The following is a 15936-nucleotide window of genomic DNA, read 5'->3' as shown; positions in this document are numbered from 1 at the left end:
GGGTCAGGGCATCACAAAGGAAGGGTCAGTCGGATCACGGTGCCCCAGCCCGGACTCGATTCGACCAGGCATTGGCCCAGCATTTGTTTGGCGCGGGATTTCATGCTGGCCATGCCATGACCGCGGTCCAGCCGCCCATCGGCGCTGGGAATGCCGCGACCATTGTCCTGGATGATGATCTGAAAGTGGCCCTCGCCCACCGCGCAGCGCACCACGCATCGGCTGGCTTCGCTGTGCTTGATGATGTTGGACACCGCTTCGCGCAGGATGCGGGTGGTTTGCACATAGGTGCGCGATGGCAAGGTGTGCTCGAGGTCGTCGTCCAGCGGCAGCCAGTCGGCTTCGATGTTGGCCTGCCCCAGCCGCAACACGGCTTCGGCGCGCCAGTCTCCGATGGCGTCCATCAGGTGCACGGGCTTGCCGGTGAGCCCCCGCACGGAGAGGCGCATTTCCTCCAGGGCCTCGCGCGCCAGCGTGGAGATGCGCTCGCTCTCGCTGGTGTGCACGATGGTCAGCAGCTTGGCACCCAGGTCGTCGTGCAGGTCACCGGCGATGCGCTTGCGTTCGCGCTCGGTCACTTGGTCCAGTCGCTGCTCCGCCAGTTGCTGGTGGTGCCGTTCGACGTCGGCGATCCGCTCCCGCAGATGGCGTTCTTGCCGCACCAGTTCTTGCTCCAATTGGTTGCGGGTTTGGGCATAGGTGAGCAGCAGCGATAGCCCCTGGACGAGCATCAAGAGACTGGTCAGGCCGGCGGCGTGGGCCCAGAACGGCGACGACTGCGGCCATGCCCCATGCAGCACGTCCAGGCCCAGGCTCAAGCACAACAGCGCGGGCAAGCCGACTTGACGGCCGTGCATCCACCAGGCCGCCCATCCGGCATCGACCGGGCGTGGGCGCAGCCAAAGCAAGCCGGCGGCCACCCCGCACAACTGCATCGCCAGCAGGCACCAAGGCGCCATCTGGACAACGGGACCGCTCCAGCCCAGCAAGGGCGGCAAGGGCAACAGGAGGGCCTGCCCCATGAGCAGGGCCTCCAACCCGGGTTGCCGCTGCCCGGCCTCGCGCAAACCCAACAGGGCCACGGCGCTGGCGGTGAGGCTCAGCATCAGCCCCTGCAGCGCCGAGGCTTGGCTCGGGCTCAGCCGGCCGAGGGGGAGCTCCAGGCTCAGCAGATGCCAGAGCACTATGGCCAGGGCGGACAAGAGCAAGCGCCGCTCCCAGCGATGCGCCAAAGCCAGCAGGGCCAGAGCCAAAGCCATGCCCGGCAAGACGTCGATGAGGGCCGCCGGCGCGCTGCTGGCCGAGCCCGCCGCCCACACCGGGCTCAGCCCCAGCCCCAGACCGCCCCCCCAAAGCCACGACGCTTGGCGCGGACAGGCGGGCGGGGGAGGGCGATCGGCCATGGCCGCTGATTGTGCAGGAGGGGGTGACAATGCCCAGGCCTTTTCCGCTGCTGCGCAGCGCCCTCGCCGCCCCTCGCGTGCGGCTCTCCGTGCCGTGATCCTGACCCACCGTTTTGACGACATCGACAACCGCGCGCTGGCCCACTTGTGTGGTGAGCTGGACGCCCATTTGCATGCCCTGGCCCGACGCCTGGGGGTGGTGGTGTCGCGCCGCGGCGCGCAGTTCCGCATCGACGGCCCGGCGGCCGCCGCGCGCCGGGCCGCTGCCGCCCTGGACCAGTTGCGCGCCCTGGCCGATCGCCCGCTGAGCCCTGAGGCGGTGGACCTCATCCTGACCCAGGCGGTGAGTGGCTTGGGGGTTGGTCCTGCGGTGGCCTCTCTGGCCGAGCCCAGCGCGCCGGCCGATGTCGAGCCCAAGCTGCACACCCGTCGCCACGACTTGGCTGCGCGCACCAGCAACCAACAGCGCTACCTGCGGCAGATCCTGGGCCACGACCTGACGTTCGGGGTGGGGCCGGCCGGCACGGGCAAGACCTACCTGGCCGTGGCGTGTGCCGTCGATGCCTTGGAGCGCCATCAGGTGCAGCGCATCGTGCTGACGCGCCCGGCGGTCGAGGCCGGCGAACGCTTGGGCTTCTTGCCGGGCGACTTGGCGCAGAAGGTGGACCCCTACCTGCGCCCTTTGTTCGACGCGCTGTTCGACCTGATGGGCTTCGACAAAGTGGCACGCGCTCAAGAGAAGGGCCTGCTGGAAGTGGCACCTTTGGCGTTCATGCGCGGTCGCACCCTCAACCATGCGTTTGTCATCCTCGACGAGGCCCAGAACACCACGCCCGAGCAGATGAAGATGTTCCTCACCCGCATCGGCTTTGGGTCGCGCGCGGTGGTGACGGGTGATACCAGCCAGATTGACCTGCCGCGCGGCACGTCCAGTGGGCTGATCGATGCTTTGCAGGTGCTCGATGGGGTGGAGGGCATTGCCACCACGCGCTTCACGCGCGCTGACGTGGTGCGCCACCCGCTGGTGGGCCGCATCGTGGAGGCCTACGACGAGCGCGATGCACGCACTGGGGGGCGCCGATGAGTCCTCGGCTCAGCCTGTCCTTGCAGTGGGCCGACCCTCGCCACCGCGCCTTGGTGCCCCGCCACAAGGTGGCGCGCTGGATTCGTCGCGCCCTGGATTGCGACGCTGAAATCACCGTGCGGGTGGTGGACGAAGAGGAGGGACGTGCGCTGAACCGAAGCTTTCGGGCCAAGGATTACGCCACCAACGTGCTGACCTTCGACTACAGCGATGCCCCCGTGGTGGTGGCTGATTTGGTGCTGTGCGCCGCGGTGGTGGAGCGGGAGGCTCAAGCCCAGGGCAAAGACCTCGTGGCGCACTACGCCCACCTGCTGGTGCATGGCACTTTGCATGCCCAGGGCTGGGACCATGAAGACACCACCGAAGCCGAAGCCATGGAGGCCCGTGAGACCGCCTTGCTGCGCGAACTGGGGTTCTCCGACCCTTACGGCGACGGCGGCCCGGACGCCCGTCCTAGCGTGAACTGATGTAGCGCTTGCGCCGCAGCCACCAGCCCAGCCCGAGGCCGATGGCGGTCATCAGGCCCAGGGTCACCCAAGCGCCGGTGGCGCTGTGGATCAGAGGCAGGTTGTCGAAATTCATGCCGAAGAAGCCGGTGATCAGGTTCAACGGCAGGAAGACGGCCGTGAGGGCCGTCAGCACGCGCATGATGTTGTTGGTGCGGTGGCCCAGGGCGGCGTAGTGCATTTGCACGGCACCCTCGGTGGCCAGCCCCAGCCGATGCGCGTGGCCGAGCACGCGCTCGATGTGCTCGATCACGTCCCGCGCACGCACGCGCAAGCTGTCGCGCTCGTCCCGAGCGTCGCGCCCCGGGTCTTGGGCGTCGGTCAGCGCATCGAGCCATTCCTGCACGGCCGCGCGTTGGTCTTCGCAAAGGTCTTCCAGTTTGTGCAGGTTGCCGCGCGCCGCCAGCAGACTGGACCAGTCTTGGTAGGGGTGGCGGGTGTCCAGCAGGGCCTGCTGCAAGTCGCCATGGTGCCGGGTGAGTTGGCGGCGAAGGTCCAGGTAGCCGTCCACCATGTGATTGAGCATGCGGAGCATCAACTCATCGGGGCTGGCCGGCAGGCGGCGGGGGCCGGCATCGGGCGATGCCCATTGCGCCAAGCGTTGCGCGAAGTGCTCTCGCACCGCGCAGTCCGCCGGGTGGACGCTGAGCAGCACCCGGCCCCACACGGCGAAACCGACGGCCTGCGTGTCCAGGCGCAGCACGTCCGCTGTGGGCGCCAAGCGGCGCAGCACCAGCAGGTCGTAGGCGCGCGTGTCGTCAAAGTGCGAGGGCAGTTCCTCGTTCAGCAGGTCGCTGACGTGCAGTTCCAGCAACGGCGTGCCGGTCCAATGCGCCAGCCGCGCTTGGACTTCGGCAAACTGGTCGCGCAGCAAGGCCCGGTCCACCGCCAGCCACACGAAGCCTCCGTCGGGCAGGTCCAGGGGCAGCGGCTCCAGGGTTTGAAGCCGCTCATGCACGTGCCAGGCCTGCATGGCCGGCTCAGCCTTTGAGCAGTCGCGCGGCTTCCAGCGCGTGGTAGGTCAGGATGGCGTCGGCCCCGGCGCGCTTGAAGCCGAGCAGCGTTTCCATCATCACGGCGTCGTGGTCCAGCCAGCCCTGGGCGGCGGCGGCCTTGAGCATGGCGTATTCGCCGCTCACTTGGTAGGCGAAGGTGGGCCGCCGGAAGGCCTGCTTCACGCGGTAGACGATGTCCAGGTAGGCGACGCCGGGCTTCACCATCACCATGTCAGCGCCTTCGGCGATGTCCAGCGCCACCTCGTGCAGCGCTTCATCGCCGTTGCCGGGGTCCATCTGGTAGGTCTTCTTGTCGGCCTTGCCCAGGCTGGTGGCCGAGCCAACCGCGTCGCGGAACGGCCCGTAGTAGGCGCTCGCGTATTTGGCGCTGTAGGCGAGGATGCGGGTGTGGATGTGGCCCGCGGCCTCGAGCGCTTGGCGCACTGCGCCGACACGCCCGTCCATCATGTCGCTTGGCGCCACGATGTCGGCGCCGGCTTGGGCTTGCACCACCGCTTGTTGGGCCAGCAGCGCGACGGTTTCGTCGTTCAGGATGCGCCCCTGCCCGTCAATCACGCCGTCCTGCCCGTGCGAGGTGTAGGGGTCGAGGGCCACGTCGGTGATGAGGGCCAACTCAGGCACTGCCGCCTTGAGGGCTCGCAGCGCACGCGGCACCAAACCCTCGGGGTTGTGGGCTTCGCGGCCTTCGAGGTCTTTGAGGCTGGCGTCGATGACGGGAAACAGCGCCAGCGCCCGGATGCCCAGGCCCTGGGCTTCTTCGGCCAAGGCCAAGACGCGGTCCAGGCTCAGGCGGGCCACACCCGGCATGGAGGGCACCGCGGTGGATACCTGGTGTCCCTCTTGCACGAACACCGGCAGGATCAGGTCGTGGGCGTGCAAGCGGTGCTCTCGCACCAAGTCCCGGGTGGCGCCGTCGCGCCGCAGGCGGCGGGGGCGAGCCGCAGGGAAGGAGGCGAACAAAGTCATTCAAGACCCGATCAATCGTCAATGAATTCCGGCGTGGGCTTGTCAGCCTTCGGCGGGCGCCGCTAGACTCGACGCCGAATGGTAGCCGCGAGGCTGCCGTTCCCTGCTTTTCCTCCCTGAGCAGGAGCCTTGTGTGATGACAGCATCAAGGCTTTCCACCCCGACCTTTGGTCGGGGTTTTTTTTGGGGTGCCGCCCAACGCCCGGGGGGTCGACGTCGGCTCCCATAATTCGCGCATGTTTCTCTGGCTCAAAGCCTTTCACATCGTTTTCGTGGCCGCTTGGTTTGCCGGCCTGTTCTACCTGCCCCGGCTGTTCGTCAACTTGGCCATGGTGCCGGCCAGCAGCCACGCCGAGCGGGAGCGCTTGCTGCTGATGGCTCGGAAGTTGTACCGCTTCAGCACCTTGCTCATGGTCCCCGCCGTGGTGTTGGGCGGTGTGATGCTGGGCATGAACGCACCGGCCTACCTGAGCGGGCTGGGTTGGATGTGGCTGAAGCTGTTGCTGGTGGCGGGCGTGCTCGGCTATCACCATGCGTGTGGCCGTCTGCTGTCGCGCTTTGAGCACCTGGGCAACCGGCGCAGCCACCGATGGTTCCGCGTGTTCAACGAGGTGTCGGTCTTGCTGTTCGCGGGCATCGTGGTCTTGGTGGTGGTCAAGCCGTTTTGAGCGCCAGGCCACGCTCTTCCACGCTGTGGCTGTGGGCGGCCTACGTGGCCTTGGTGCTTTACGCCAGCCTGCATCCTTTCGGGCCCTGGACTTGGCCAGCCGGCTCGTCATGGACCGAATTGCTGGCGTTGCCCTGGCCTCGCTACTGGCCCGCGCTCGACCTGTGGGCAAATGCCCTGGGCTACGTTCCTCTGGGCTTCCTGACGGTCGTGGTGGTGTGGCGCCAGGGCGCCGGTTGGGTCAGGGCGGGTGTCGTCGGCTGCGTGTTCCCCTCGGCGCTGGCGTATGGCTTGGAGCTGGCACAGCATGGGCTGGCGTCCCGCGTGCCTTCGCTCGCAGACTGGGCCCTCAACACCCTGGGCACGACCTTGGGGGTGGCCTTGGCGATTGCGCTCGGTCTCAGTGGCCAATTGACCCGTGCGACCCGCTGGCGGGAGCGTTGGTTCGTGCCGCACGCGGCCGGCGCCTTGACCCTGTGGGCGCTGTGGCCGCTGGGGCTGCTGTTTCCGGCACCCCTGCCCCTGGCCCAGGGCCAGTTCTTGCCCGAAGTGGTGTCTTTGGCCAATGCCGTGCTGACGGACCGCGGCTGGCCGCTTTTGCCCACGTGGGCGCTGGCTCAGGCGCCGCCGAGTTGGGCCCTGGCGGTCACCGCGCTGGGCCTGCTCGCGCCCTGTGGGCTGGTGCTGGCCGCGTCAAAGTCCGGCTGGCATCGGGTTCTGTGCGTCACCCTGACCCTTGCCGTGGGCATGGGTGCCAGTTGCTTGGCGGCCGCGTGGGTGCATGGGCCAGACAAGGCCTGGAGTTGGCTGACGCCAGCGACCGTGCCGGCCGTGGCGGCCGCTTGGGTCGCTGCGCTGTGCCTGAGTCTGCTGCCGGCGCGTTGGAACGCGCTGTTGGGGGTCTTGTGGCTGGCGCTGCTGCTGGGACTGGTCAACCGATTGGCGGGCGATCCCTTTCTGGAGGCCAGCCTTCGAGCTTGGCTGGGGGGCGCGCAGGTTCGGCTGTATGGCGTGGTGCAGTGGGTGGGGCGTCTGTGGCCGCTGTTCGCCTTGGCTTGGCTGCTGGCCAGCCTGACCCGGCGCCAGGATCGGGCAGTACGCGCTCCCTAGAATCCAGGGTTTTTCCCGGGGGGTGGCCCATGAGCTATTACCAGCGACACGTCTTCTTCTGCCTCAATGAGCGCAGCGGCGGCGAGGCGTGCTGTGCCCACCATGGGGCCGAGGCGGCGTTCAACCACTGCAAGCAACGGGTCAAGGCCGAAGGGCTTGCCGGCGCTGGAGGGGTGCGCGTCAACCGTGCCGGCTGTTTGGACCGCTGCGCGGGCGGGCCGGTGGCGGTGGTCTACCCGGAGGCGGTTTGGTACACCTTCGTGGATGCTGCCGACATCGACGAGATCGTCGAGCGCCACCTGAAGGGGGGCGAGGTGGTGGAACGCTTGCGCCTTGGGCCCGAGGTCGGGCGGTGAACGCCCACACCCGCCGTTGGACGCTGGCGGGCCCTGCCGGCCCGCTGGAGGTAGCCGTCGACGAACCTGCAGGACCGCCTCGTGGGGTGGTGCTCGTCTGCCACCCGCTGCCCACGCACGGCGGCACCATGGACAACAAGGTCGTGCAGACCTTGGGCCGAGCGAGCGTGTCGCTGGGCCTGCGCGCCGTGCGTTTCAACTTCCGCGGCGTGGGTGCGTCGGCTGGGACCTTCGATGGCGGCCCGGGCGAAATCGCCGACGCCTTGGCCGTGCTGCACGCCGTGCGTGAGCCTGGTTTGCCGATGGCGCTGGCCGGTTTCTCGTTCGGCGGTTTCGTGGCCACCCGAGTGGCTGAGCACGAAGCCCAGGCCGATCGCCCCGTTGACCACCTGGCCTTGGTCGGCTTGGCGGCAAGTCGCTTTCCCGCCACGACCGTGCCGGCTGACACCCTCGTGGTGCACGGCGAGAACGACGACGTGGTGCCGCTCGGTGCCGTGCTCGATTGGGCGCGGCCTCAGGGGCTGCCTGTCACCGTGGTTCCGGGTGCGGGCCACTTCTTCCACGGCCAACTCGGCCTGATCAAAAACCTCCTCGTCCGGGCTTGGGGCCCGGCGTTTCTTGCTGCCCATCCCGCATGACCGCTGTTGCTTTGTTTCGCACCCTTGCCCTGCCTCTCTTGGCTGCCCTGACGCTGGTCGCACCGGTGGCCCGCGCCCAGGTTCCTCAGCCCCCGGAGATCGCAGCCCGGCAGTACCTTTTGCTGGATGTCACCAGCCAGCAGGTGCTGGCCGAACGCGATGCCGACGCCCGTGTCGACCCCGCCTCGCTCACCAAGCTGATGACCGCCTACGTGGTGTTCAACGCACTCAAGGACAAGCGCTTGTCGCTGGAGCAGGCCCTGCCCGTGAGCCAGCGCGCTTGGGACGAGCGCAAAGGTGGGGCTTCGGTCATGTTCATCGACACCACCATGACGCCCAAGGTGGAAGAGTTGCTGCGCGGCATGATCATCCAGTCGGGCAACGACGCCTCGGTCGCGCTGGCCGAGGGCGTCTCGGGCTCGGTAGAGCAGTTTGTTGACCAGATGAACCGCCAGGTGCAAGCCTGGGGCCTGAAGAACACCCAGTTCAAGAACCCCACCGGCATGAGCGAGCCCGGCCACTACAGCAGCGCCCGCGACTTGGCCGTCATCGCCACCCGCGTGCTGCAAGACCACCCCGCCTTCTACGCGTTCTACAAGGAGCGCGACTTCACCTACAACAAGATCCGCCAAGAGAACCGCAACATGCTGCTCGCCCGCGACGCCAGCGTGGATGGCATGAAGACGGGCTACACCGAGGCGGCGGGTTACTGCCTGGTCAGCAGCGCCCAACGCAGCTTCCCCAACGGCAATCGCCGCTTGCTGAGCGTGGTGTTGGGCACCGCCAGCAAGGTGGCGCGCGCCAACGAGAGCCAAAAGCTGCTGAACTGGGGCTTTTCGGCCTGGGACGGCGTGCGCCTGTACGCCGACGGTCAATCGGTCGTCGAGGTGCCCGTCTGGAAGGGCAAGGCCAAGACCGCGCAACTCGGCGCGGGTCGGGCCCTGTTCGTCACGGTGCCCCGCGGCGAGGGCGGCCAGTTGCAGAGCCAAGTCGAGCGCACCAACCCTCTCGTGGCCCCCTTGGCCAAAGGGCAACGGGTGGGCACCCTCAAGGTGCGCAGTGCCAGCGGCGCGCCGCTGACCGAAGTGCCCCTGGTCGTGCAGGCCGAGGTCCCCGAGGCCGGCGTGTTCGGCCGCCTGTGGGACGGCTTGCGCCTGTGGATTCAGTGACGACCCGGAGCACGCAATGCCCGCCGACGACAGCCTGATCGAGTACCCCTCGCGATTTCCCATCAAGGTGATGGGCGCGCACGTGGAAGGCTTCGTCGAGGCCATCGCCTTCGTGGCGCAGCGCTTCGACCCCGAATTCGACCCCCTCACCATCGAGCAGCGCCCCAGCAAAGCGGGCAACTACCTGGGTCTGACCATCACCGTCACCGCCACCAGCCGCGAACAACTGGACGAGCTCTACCGCACCCTGACCACGCACCCCATGGTCAAGGTCGTGCTCTGAGCGCCCAAGCGCATGCCATGGCAAGTGCGCGAACTCGGCCGGGTGGACTACGCCTCCACGGCCGCCGCCATGCAGGCCTTCACCGGCGAGCGGACGGCCGATACGCCCGATGAGCTTTGGCTGTGCGAGCACCCCCCGGTGTTCACCCAGGGGCAAGCCGGACGCGCCGAGCACGTGCTGGGGGCCGGTGACATTCCCATCGTGCAGAGCAACCGTGGGGGCCAAGTCACGTACCACGGCCCCGGCCAGATCGTGGCCTACCCCCTGGTGAACCTTCAGCGCCTTGGCATCTACGTCAAGGAGTACGTGTTCCGCCTGGAGACGGCGCTTATTCAGACCTTGGCGACCTTCGGCATCGTCGGACACCGCGTCAGTGGTGCTCCCGGCATCTACGTGCGCTTGAGCGCGCCGGGGGCGAACGAGCGTTTGCAAGGGCCCGCGACCGACCCCTTCGAGGGCCTGGGCAAGGTGGCCGCCTTGGGCATCAAAGTCAGCCGGCACTGCAGTTACCACGGCTTGGCCCTGAACGTGGCCATGGACTTGGAGCCCTTCTCCCGCATCAACCCCTGTGGTTATCCCGGATTGCGAACGGTCGACCTCACTACACTGGGCGGCCCCGGCGACTTGGTCGCCGTGCGCGCCGTGCTGAGCGAGCGCCTGCAGGCCCAACTGAGCTGAGCCCCCGAGAACCCCGACACCATGAGCACCCCCCCGGTTTACGACCCCACCCAGAAGCAAAAGGGCGATGCCAAGACCAAACGCATCCCCATCAAGGTCGCGCCGGCCGAGGTGCTGAAAAAGCCCGAATGGATCCGTGTGAAAGCGGGCTCGCCCAACACCCGCTTTTACGAAATCAAGCAGATCCTGCGCGAGCACAAGCTGCACACCGTCTGCGAAGAGGCCAGTTGCCCCAACATCGGCGAATGCTTCGGGGGCGGCACGGCCACCTTCATGATCATGGGCGACAAGTGCACCCGCCGTTGCCCTTTTTGCGATGTTGGCCACGGTCGCCCTGACCCCTTGGACCCCGAGGAGCCGAAGAATCTGGCCAAGACCATTGGGGCGCTGAAGCTCAACTACGTCGTCATCACCAGCGTTGACCGCGACGACCTGAAGGATGGCGGCGCGCAGCACTTCGTGGACTGCATCCGCGAAACCCGGGTGGCTTCGCCCCAGACCAAGATCGAGGTGCTGGTGCCTGACTTCCGGGGGCGCGACGACCGCGCGCTGGACATCTTGAAGGCGGCCCCGCCCGACGTGATGAACCACAACCTCGAGACGGTGCCGCGCCTCTACAAAGAAGCCCGGCCCGGCTCCGACTACGCCTTCAGCCTGAATTTGCTCAAGAAGTTCAAAGCCGCTGTGCCCGGCGTGCCCACCAAGAGCGGCTTGATGGTCGGCTTGGGTGAAACGGACGAGGAAATCTTGGCGGTGATGCGAGATCTGCGCGAGCACGGTGTGGACATGCTGACCATCGGCCAGTACCTTGCCCCCAGCGGGCACCACCTGCCGGTGCGCCGTTACGTCCATCCCGACACGTTCAAGATGTTCGAGCGCGAAGCCGCTGCCATGGGCTTCAGCCACGCCGCCGTGGGCGCCTTGGTGCGATCCAGCTACCACGCCGACCGCCAAGCCGAGCAGGCTGGGGCAGTCTGACCCCCAAAGGGCTTACAGCAGGGACTCGATCAGCTCGTGCAACTGGGCGAACTGGGGTTCGCCCAGGATGCGCTTGACGATTTGCCCTCGGCGGTCGATCAGGATGGTGGTGGGCGTCATGCGCACCGGCCCAAACGCGTTCGCGATCGCGCCCGTGTTGTCGATGGCCACCCCAAAAGGCAGCTGGCGGGTTTGCGCGAACTGGACCACGTAGTCCGGCGGGTCGTACTGCATGGCCACCGCCAACGTGTCGAACGACCGGCCCGCAAAGCGCCGGTGCGTGGAGACGATGTCCGGCATCTCTTTCACACACGTGGCGCAGCTGGTGGCCCAAAAATTCACCAGCACCACCTTGTTGCGCCATGCTGCAACGCTGTCGTGGGTGCTGCCGTCCAGCAGGGTGAACCGCACTGCGGGGGCCAGCGGCAGCGCCTGCGCCTGCCACCACCAAGCGCCAAAGCCTGCGGCCCCGAGGCCCAACGCGGCCAAAGCCGCTCGACGTTGCATGGGAGTCATGGCCGGCATTGTGCCGAGCCGGGCTTCACAGCCGCAAGGTCAGGGCTTGTTCGCCCGGCTCCAAGGCCGCACGCAGCAACACGGGGAGGTCTTGGCTCAAGCGCTCACGCTGGCACCGCTGCAGGCCGCGCGTGCGTGCAAAGGGCAGCGCAGCCGAGTCTGCCGACACCACCTCGACAAAGCACAGCGAGGGCGCCTCGGCCATCACATGGGTGCACCACTGGTCGAGATCCGGACCGCGCAACACGGCATCGGTCACCACCGCTTGCGGCAGGCCGTCTAGGCACAGTTGGAAGGCTTCGTCCACCGACGCCACCGTGTCCACCGTCCATCCCAACCGCTCCAGGATGGGCAAGATTTCGCCCACCAAGCCAGGATCGGCGCTCAACAACAAGGCATGCATGCCGGCAAAGGGCTGGGTGTTCAGGCCCGGATCGATGTCGGTGCGGCTCAAGTCGATTTGAGCCACCCATTCCTTGAGCTGCGGCACCGGGAAGTCGATCCGCGTGACCGACACCCCGCCCTCGTCCAGGCGCTGGCATTCCAAGCCCAAGACTTCGCACAGCTGCTGCACCAGCCGCCACCGCAGGTCGTCGAGCTTGGGCAGTTGAACTGGGGCGTCGAACTGATCGAGGTCACGGAAGGCAAACCGACACTCCAGTCGCGATCGGACCGGCCAAGGCGTCAAGACCAAGGACAACTCGATGGAACTGCGGGTGTGCCACAGCGCCCAATCCAACAGAGCGTGCAGCAGGCTGTTCACCAGGGCTTGATCGGCCTCCGCTTCGGCGGCCAGCAACTGGGTGCGGATCTGCAGGCCCCGCGCCATGGCCTCCCGCCGGCGTTGCTCCGCTACTTGGTGCACCGAGGCGTGCAGGGCCACGGGGTCGCGTGCTGGGCGGACCCGCCCACTGGCCAAGCGGCCGATCTGACTGGCCAGCAGCACAGCATCTCGCGCCCGGCGCATGGGTTCGCGAATCATGCTCAGACGGGCAGCGCTGCCGGCATCCACCGTGCGCAGCAGCGACTGCATGCGGTCCAGGGCTTCGGTCAGGGGCTGGGCTGCTTCGTGCGACAGTTGCGTCAGCAGCAAGGCCAATTCCGTGCTCAACGCGCCGTCAGGCGCATCCGGCGGATCGAAAGTGGGCTTGCGGGCAGGCAGTGTCACGATGGGGCCACAAAAGAAGGCCAGAGAGTGTGATGCTTCCGCAGTCTTCCGTCCACCCCAGGAGCAAGGGGTTTGAATCGTCTGTCTATGAGCGCGCCGCCGTCCTTGTTTCGATTGCTCACAATTGGGCTCGCCGGGTTCGGTGTCGTCATCCTGTCCGCCTGCCGGCCGCCTGACGATTGGCGCGAGCTCCGTTGGCCCGAGGCGAATGTGCTGGCTCGCTTCCCTTGCAAACCCGAGCAGCAGCGCGCCCCGCCGGGCCGGGCGGGCTTGCTCGCCCAGTGCGAGTCCGAAGGCCGCCTCTACGCCTTGGCCTGGCAAGTCTTCGACACGCCGGAGGCGGCGCGCGACGGCTTGGCCGCCATCCCACAGCGGTGGTCAGGGCAAGCCAAGTCGCTGCCCGGTGCCGTGCCCGCCGCTGCTTTGGCGTGGCCCGGCAGTGGTCGCTGGTCGGGGGGTGACGGCCAGCGTCGCGTGCAGCTCATGGCGTGGGCTTGGGGCTTGACCGTTTACCAGGCCACCGTGGTGGAGGGCGCGGCACTCCCAGAACCGCAGGGCCGCGCTGCCGCATTTTTCGACCAGGTCCAGCGACTGCCATGAAGCCAGTGCGTCTCCTGATCGTCGCTCATGCACCACTGGCGTCGGCCCTGAAGCAGGTGGCTCAGCACGTCTTTGCCGATGCGGCGGACGAGGTGCAGGCCCTGGATGTCCCGGCTGCGGCCGGATTGGACGAGGCCACCGAAGCACTCGGTCGGTTGCGCCAAGCGCACCGCGATGCCGGGGTGGATACCTTGGTGCTGGTCGACGTTGCTGGAGCCACCCCGAGCAATGCCTGCGTCCGCGCACTGGCGGGCGATGCCGGGGCCTTGGTGCTGCAGGGCGTGAACGTGCCCATGGTTTGGCGTGCTCTGGCCTACCGACGACAAGGCTTGTCGGCCATGGCCGACAAGGCCAGAGAGGGCGCGTTTTCAGGCATCCGTCCCCTGGGCGCCACGGATTAAGCTCCCGCCATGCTCACGTCTGTTTTGACCATCTCCAACCGACTCGGCCTGCATGCGCGCGCGTCGGCCAAACTCACCAAGCTTGCGGGCTCATTCGCCAGCGAAATCCACCTCAGCCGCAATGGTCGCCGGGTGAATGCCAAGAGCATCATGGGCGTCATGATGTTGGCCGCAGGCATGGGCACCCAAGTCGAACTGGAAGCCGACGGCCCCGACGAAGCGGCCGCGCTGGACGCGATTGCGGCGTTGGTCAACGACCGCTTTGGAGAAGGGGAGTGAGCGCCCGACCCTCCAAGCCCACTGGCTCGGGGGCGGCACCTTGAGCTTTCAGGTCTTCGGCATCGCCGTCTCACAGGGCGTCGCCATCGGCCGGGCGGTCCTCGTCGGGGCGGGACGGGTCGATGTGGCCCACTACTTCGTGGAGCCCGATCGGGTTGCGCAAGAGGTGGCGCGTTGCGAAGGCGCTTGTGCCCAGGTCGCCGAAGAACTGGTTGCCCTGCGAGACGAACTGCCCGCCGATGCGCCGCCGGAACTGGCGGCGCTGCTGGACGTGCACCTGATGATGGCGCGGGACGAGGCCTTCGTGGGTGGCGCCCGGGAGTGGATCACCGAGCGCCGCTACAACGCCGAGTGGGCGCTTTCGGCGCAGATGGAAGCCTTAGGGCGTCAGTTTGACGAGATGGAAGACGACTACCTGCGGGAGCGCAAGGTCGATCTCGAGCAGGTGGTTGAGCGCATCCTGGCGGTGCTGAGCCGGCAAGCGAAGGGCGGCGGCGAGTCGCTTCCCGCCGCCTTGCCCCGCGACTTCGGCGGTGACGATCCGCTGCTGCTGGTGGCCTCCGACATCGCGCCGGCCGACCTGATCGGGTTTCGTCAAGGCGTGTTCCGAGGCTTCATCACCGACGTCGGTGGTCGCACCTCGCACACGGCGATCGTCGCGCGCAGCATGAACATCCCGGCCGTGGTGGGAGCGCGGGAGGCCAGCCGACTCATTCGCCAAGACGATTGGGTCATCATCGACGGGGACGCCGGCATCGCCATCGTCGACCCCTCGCCCGTGGTCCTGGCGGAGTACCGATTCCGTCAACGCCAGGCGGAACTGGAACAAGAGCGGCTCAGCCTTTGGCGCCACCGGCCGGCGGTCACCTTGGATGGCCACCCCGTCGAGATGCTGGCCAACATCGAATTGCCAGCCGACGCCGAAGCCGCCCTCGCCGCCGGTGCCGAAGGCGTTGGCCTCTTCCGGACCGAGTTTCTCTTCATGAATCGCGGCGGGAAACTGCCCACGGAAGACGAGCAGTACCTGGCGTACCGCGCGGCGCTGGAAAACTTGCAAGGCCGCCCCTTGACCATCCGGACCGTGGACGTCGGCGCCGACAAGCCGCTCGACCGCAGCCATGGCAGCGACCACCAACTCAACCCAGCGCTCGGGCTGCGCGCCATCCGCTGGAGCTTGGCAGAGCCGGTCATGTTTCGCCAGCAACTGCGCGCCATCCTGCGTGCTGCCCAGCACGGGCCGGTGCGCTTGCTCATTCCGATGCTGGCCCACCAGTCGGAGTTGATGGAAGTGCGCAGCACGCTGGACCGAGTGCGCGCACAGTGGTCCACGCACAGCGATCAACCCTGCCCCAGGGTCGATCTGGGCATCATGGTGGAGGTCCCAGCCGCAGCGCTGATCCTCGATCGCGTGCTGCCTTGGGTCGACTTTGTGTCCATCGGCACCAATGACCTGATTCAGTACACGCTGGCGATCGACCGCGCCGACGAGGCGGTGGCTCACCTGTACGACCCCTGGCACCCCGCTGTTCTTCAACTCATTGCCAGCGTCATTCGGCAGGCGCGATCGGCAGGCAAAGCCGTCAGCGTTTGCGGCGAGATGGCGGGCGACCTGGCTTTCACGGCGCTCCTGCTCGGGCTGGGCTTGCGTTCATTCAGCATGAACCCGCCGCAGATCACCCTGGTCAAGCAACGCATCCTCCGCGCCGATGCCGCCAAGCTCCAAGAGATGGCCGCCGATGTGCTGGCGCACGAACAGCCTCAAGAGCGGGCGAGGCAACTGGGTTTGGCTTGACGAGGGGGCAATGGCGAAAGCCTGAGTCCCTGTCCCGCCGCCCCACGCATCGCCCGTTGCAAGTTTTCATCGACGCTTGCAAGACTCCTCCAAACTGTTCTATGATGGCGGGCTTCGCTGCTGACGAACTTGCCCAGAGGGCGGGGGCGCTGGTAGCGGAGGCGAGACGGTTCGGCTCTAGGAGCTTGACTGGCCTGCAGAAGAAAGAGGGTGGGGGAGGCGGCAGAGGCCGGCGACTTCAAAAAATTTCTTCGAAGGTGTTGACAGTCGCATCAAAACGCTGCAATAATCTCGTTTCTGCGCTGAACAAACAAACAGCGCGCCGC

20 protein-coding genes are annotated in these 15936 nt (G+C 67.2%); 15 read left to right on the top strand and 5 right to left on the bottom strand.

Features of this window, described 5'->3' with window-relative positions; genetic code table 11:
• Nucleotides 1-11: 11 nt before the first annotated feature.
• Nucleotides 12-1403: an ATP-binding protein gene (locus O9335_RS08580; RefSeq protein ID WP_298386546.1), complete on the bottom strand. Its 1392-nt coding sequence runs from the start codon at nucleotides 1401-1403 to the stop codon at nucleotides 12-14.
• A 94-nt stretch (nucleotides 1404-1497) separates the two neighbouring features.
• Between O9335_RS08580 and O9335_RS08575 the strand changes: the two genes are divergently transcribed.
• Together O9335_RS08575 and ybeY are read left to right on the top strand one after the other, a co-directional pair.
• Nucleotides 1498-2487 (top strand): PhoH family protein, encoded by a 990-nt coding sequence (locus tag O9335_RS08575; RefSeq protein WP_298386542.1) that lies wholly within the window; start codon nucleotides 1498-1500, stop codon nucleotides 2485-2487.
• The gene (ybeY, locus tag O9335_RS08570; RefSeq protein ID WP_298386539.1) at nucleotides 2484-2954 is read left to right on the top strand and encodes an rRNA maturation RNase YbeY; all 471 of its coding nucleotides are present in this window, start codon (nucleotides 2484-2486) and stop codon (nucleotides 2952-2954) included. Before O9335_RS08575 ends, ybeY begins: the two co-directional genes overlap by 4 nt.
• Here the strand turns inward: ybeY and O9335_RS08565 are convergent.
• Entirely contained in the window at nucleotides 2941-3966 is a 1026-nt protein-coding gene (locus tag O9335_RS08565; RefSeq protein WP_298386536.1) for a magnesium transporter CorA family protein, read from the bottom strand. The two genes, ybeY and O9335_RS08565, sit on opposite strands and share 14 nt — an antisense overlap.
• Nucleotides 3967-3973: 7 nt before the next feature.
• Nucleotides 3974-4975, bottom strand: coding sequence for a porphobilinogen synthase (hemB, locus tag O9335_RS08560; protein WP_298386534.1), 1002 nt, complete (start codon nucleotides 4973-4975; stop codon nucleotides 3974-3976).
• A 236-nt stretch (nucleotides 4976-5211) separates the two neighbouring features.
• On the opposite strand from hemB, the gene O9335_RS08555 reads away from it, so the two are divergent.
• The 8 genes from O9335_RS08555 to lipA are packed head-to-tail and all read left to right on the top strand — an operon-like array spanning nucleotide 5212 to nucleotide 10854.
• Complete coding sequence (locus O9335_RS08555) at nucleotides 5212-5643, top strand: CopD family protein (protein WP_298386531.1); 432 nt, start codon at nucleotides 5212-5214, stop codon at nucleotides 5641-5643.
• Entirely contained in the window at nucleotides 5640-6752 is a 1113-nt protein-coding gene (locus O9335_RS08550; RefSeq protein WP_298386529.1) for a VanZ family protein, read from the top strand. The genes O9335_RS08555 and O9335_RS08550 overlap by 4 nt, the downstream gene beginning before the upstream one ends.
• A 29-nt stretch (nucleotides 6753-6781) precedes the next feature.
• On the top strand, nucleotides 6782-7108 hold the full coding sequence (locus O9335_RS08545) for a (2Fe-2S) ferredoxin domain-containing protein (RefSeq protein WP_298386527.1): 327 nt from the start codon (nucleotides 6782-6784) through the stop codon (nucleotides 7106-7108).
• Nucleotides 7105-7746, top strand: coding sequence for an alpha/beta hydrolase (locus tag O9335_RS08540; protein WP_298386525.1), 642 nt, complete (start codon nucleotides 7105-7107; stop codon nucleotides 7744-7746). The genes O9335_RS08545 and O9335_RS08540 overlap by 4 nt, the downstream gene beginning before the upstream one ends.
• A complete protein-coding gene (locus O9335_RS08535; protein ID WP_298386523.1) occupies nucleotides 7743-8915 on the top strand; it encodes a D-alanyl-D-alanine carboxypeptidase family protein in 1173 nt (390 codons plus the stop codon). Before O9335_RS08540 ends, O9335_RS08535 begins: the two co-directional genes overlap by 4 nt.
• Before the next feature lie 16 nt (nucleotides 8916-8931).
• Entirely contained in the window at nucleotides 8932-9198 is a 267-nt protein-coding gene (locus O9335_RS08530; protein ID WP_298386521.1) for a DUF493 family protein, read from the top strand.
• Between the two features lie 12 nt (nucleotides 9199-9210).
• Nucleotides 9211-9876 (top strand): lipoyl(octanoyl) transferase LipB, encoded by a 666-nt coding sequence (gene lipB / locus O9335_RS08525; RefSeq protein WP_298386518.1) that lies wholly within the window; start codon nucleotides 9211-9213, stop codon nucleotides 9874-9876.
• Between the two features lie 21 nt (nucleotides 9877-9897).
• Nucleotides 9898-10854 carry a lipoyl synthase gene (gene lipA, locus O9335_RS08520; protein WP_298386517.1) on the top strand — a complete coding sequence of 319 codons (957 nt, stop codon included), beginning with the start codon at nucleotides 9898-9900 and terminating at the stop codon, nucleotides 10852-10854.
• A 12-nt stretch (nucleotides 10855-10866) separates the two neighbouring features.
• Here lipA and O9335_RS08515 read toward each other — a convergent pair whose 3' ends face one another.
• Together O9335_RS08515 and O9335_RS08510 are read right to left on the bottom strand one after the other, a co-directional pair.
• Nucleotides 10867-11370, bottom strand: a complete 504-nt coding sequence (locus O9335_RS08515) for a TlpA disulfide reductase family protein (protein ID WP_298386514.1) — start codon at nucleotides 11368-11370, stop codon at nucleotides 10867-10869.
• Between the two features lie 25 nt (nucleotides 11371-11395).
• The gene (locus tag O9335_RS08510; protein ID WP_298386512.1) at nucleotides 11396-12538 is read right to left on the bottom strand and encodes a hypothetical protein; all 1143 of its coding nucleotides are present in this window, start codon (nucleotides 12536-12538) and stop codon (nucleotides 11396-11398) included.
• 210 nt (nucleotides 12539-12748) lie between these two features.
• On the opposite strand from O9335_RS08510, the gene O9335_RS08505 reads away from it, so the two are divergent.
• From O9335_RS08505 to O9335_RS08485, 5 genes are all read left to right on the top strand, one after another.
• Nucleotides 12749-13138 carry a hypothetical protein gene (locus tag O9335_RS08505; RefSeq protein WP_298386510.1) on the top strand — a complete coding sequence of 130 codons (390 nt, stop codon included), beginning with the start codon at nucleotides 12749-12751 and terminating at the stop codon, nucleotides 13136-13138.
• Entirely contained in the window at nucleotides 13135-13539 is a 405-nt protein-coding gene (locus tag O9335_RS08500) for a PTS fructose transporter subunit IIA (RefSeq protein ID WP_298386497.1), read from the top strand. Before O9335_RS08505 ends, O9335_RS08500 begins: the two co-directional genes overlap by 4 nt.
• Before the next feature lie 9 nt (nucleotides 13540-13548).
• The gene (locus tag O9335_RS08495) at nucleotides 13549-13818 is read left to right on the top strand and encodes an HPr family phosphocarrier protein (protein ID WP_298386494.1); all 270 of its coding nucleotides are present in this window, start codon (nucleotides 13549-13551) and stop codon (nucleotides 13816-13818) included.
• A 40-nt stretch (nucleotides 13819-13858) separates the two neighbouring features.
• Nucleotides 13859-15610, top strand: a complete 1752-nt coding sequence (ptsP, locus tag O9335_RS08490; protein WP_298386490.1) for a phosphoenolpyruvate--protein phosphotransferase — start codon at nucleotides 13859-13861, stop codon at nucleotides 15608-15610.
• 56 nt (nucleotides 15611-15666) lie between these two features.
• Nucleotides 15667-15936 (top strand): hypothetical protein (locus O9335_RS08485; RefSeq protein ID WP_298386487.1); only part of this gene is annotated, 270 nt, incomplete at its 3' end.

The organism is Inhella sp., assembly GCF_027532025.1.
Classification (GTDB): domain Bacteria; phylum Pseudomonadota; class Gammaproteobacteria; order Burkholderiales; family Burkholderiaceae_C; genus Inhella.
This window is presented reverse-complemented; position numbering and strand designations above follow the sequence as displayed.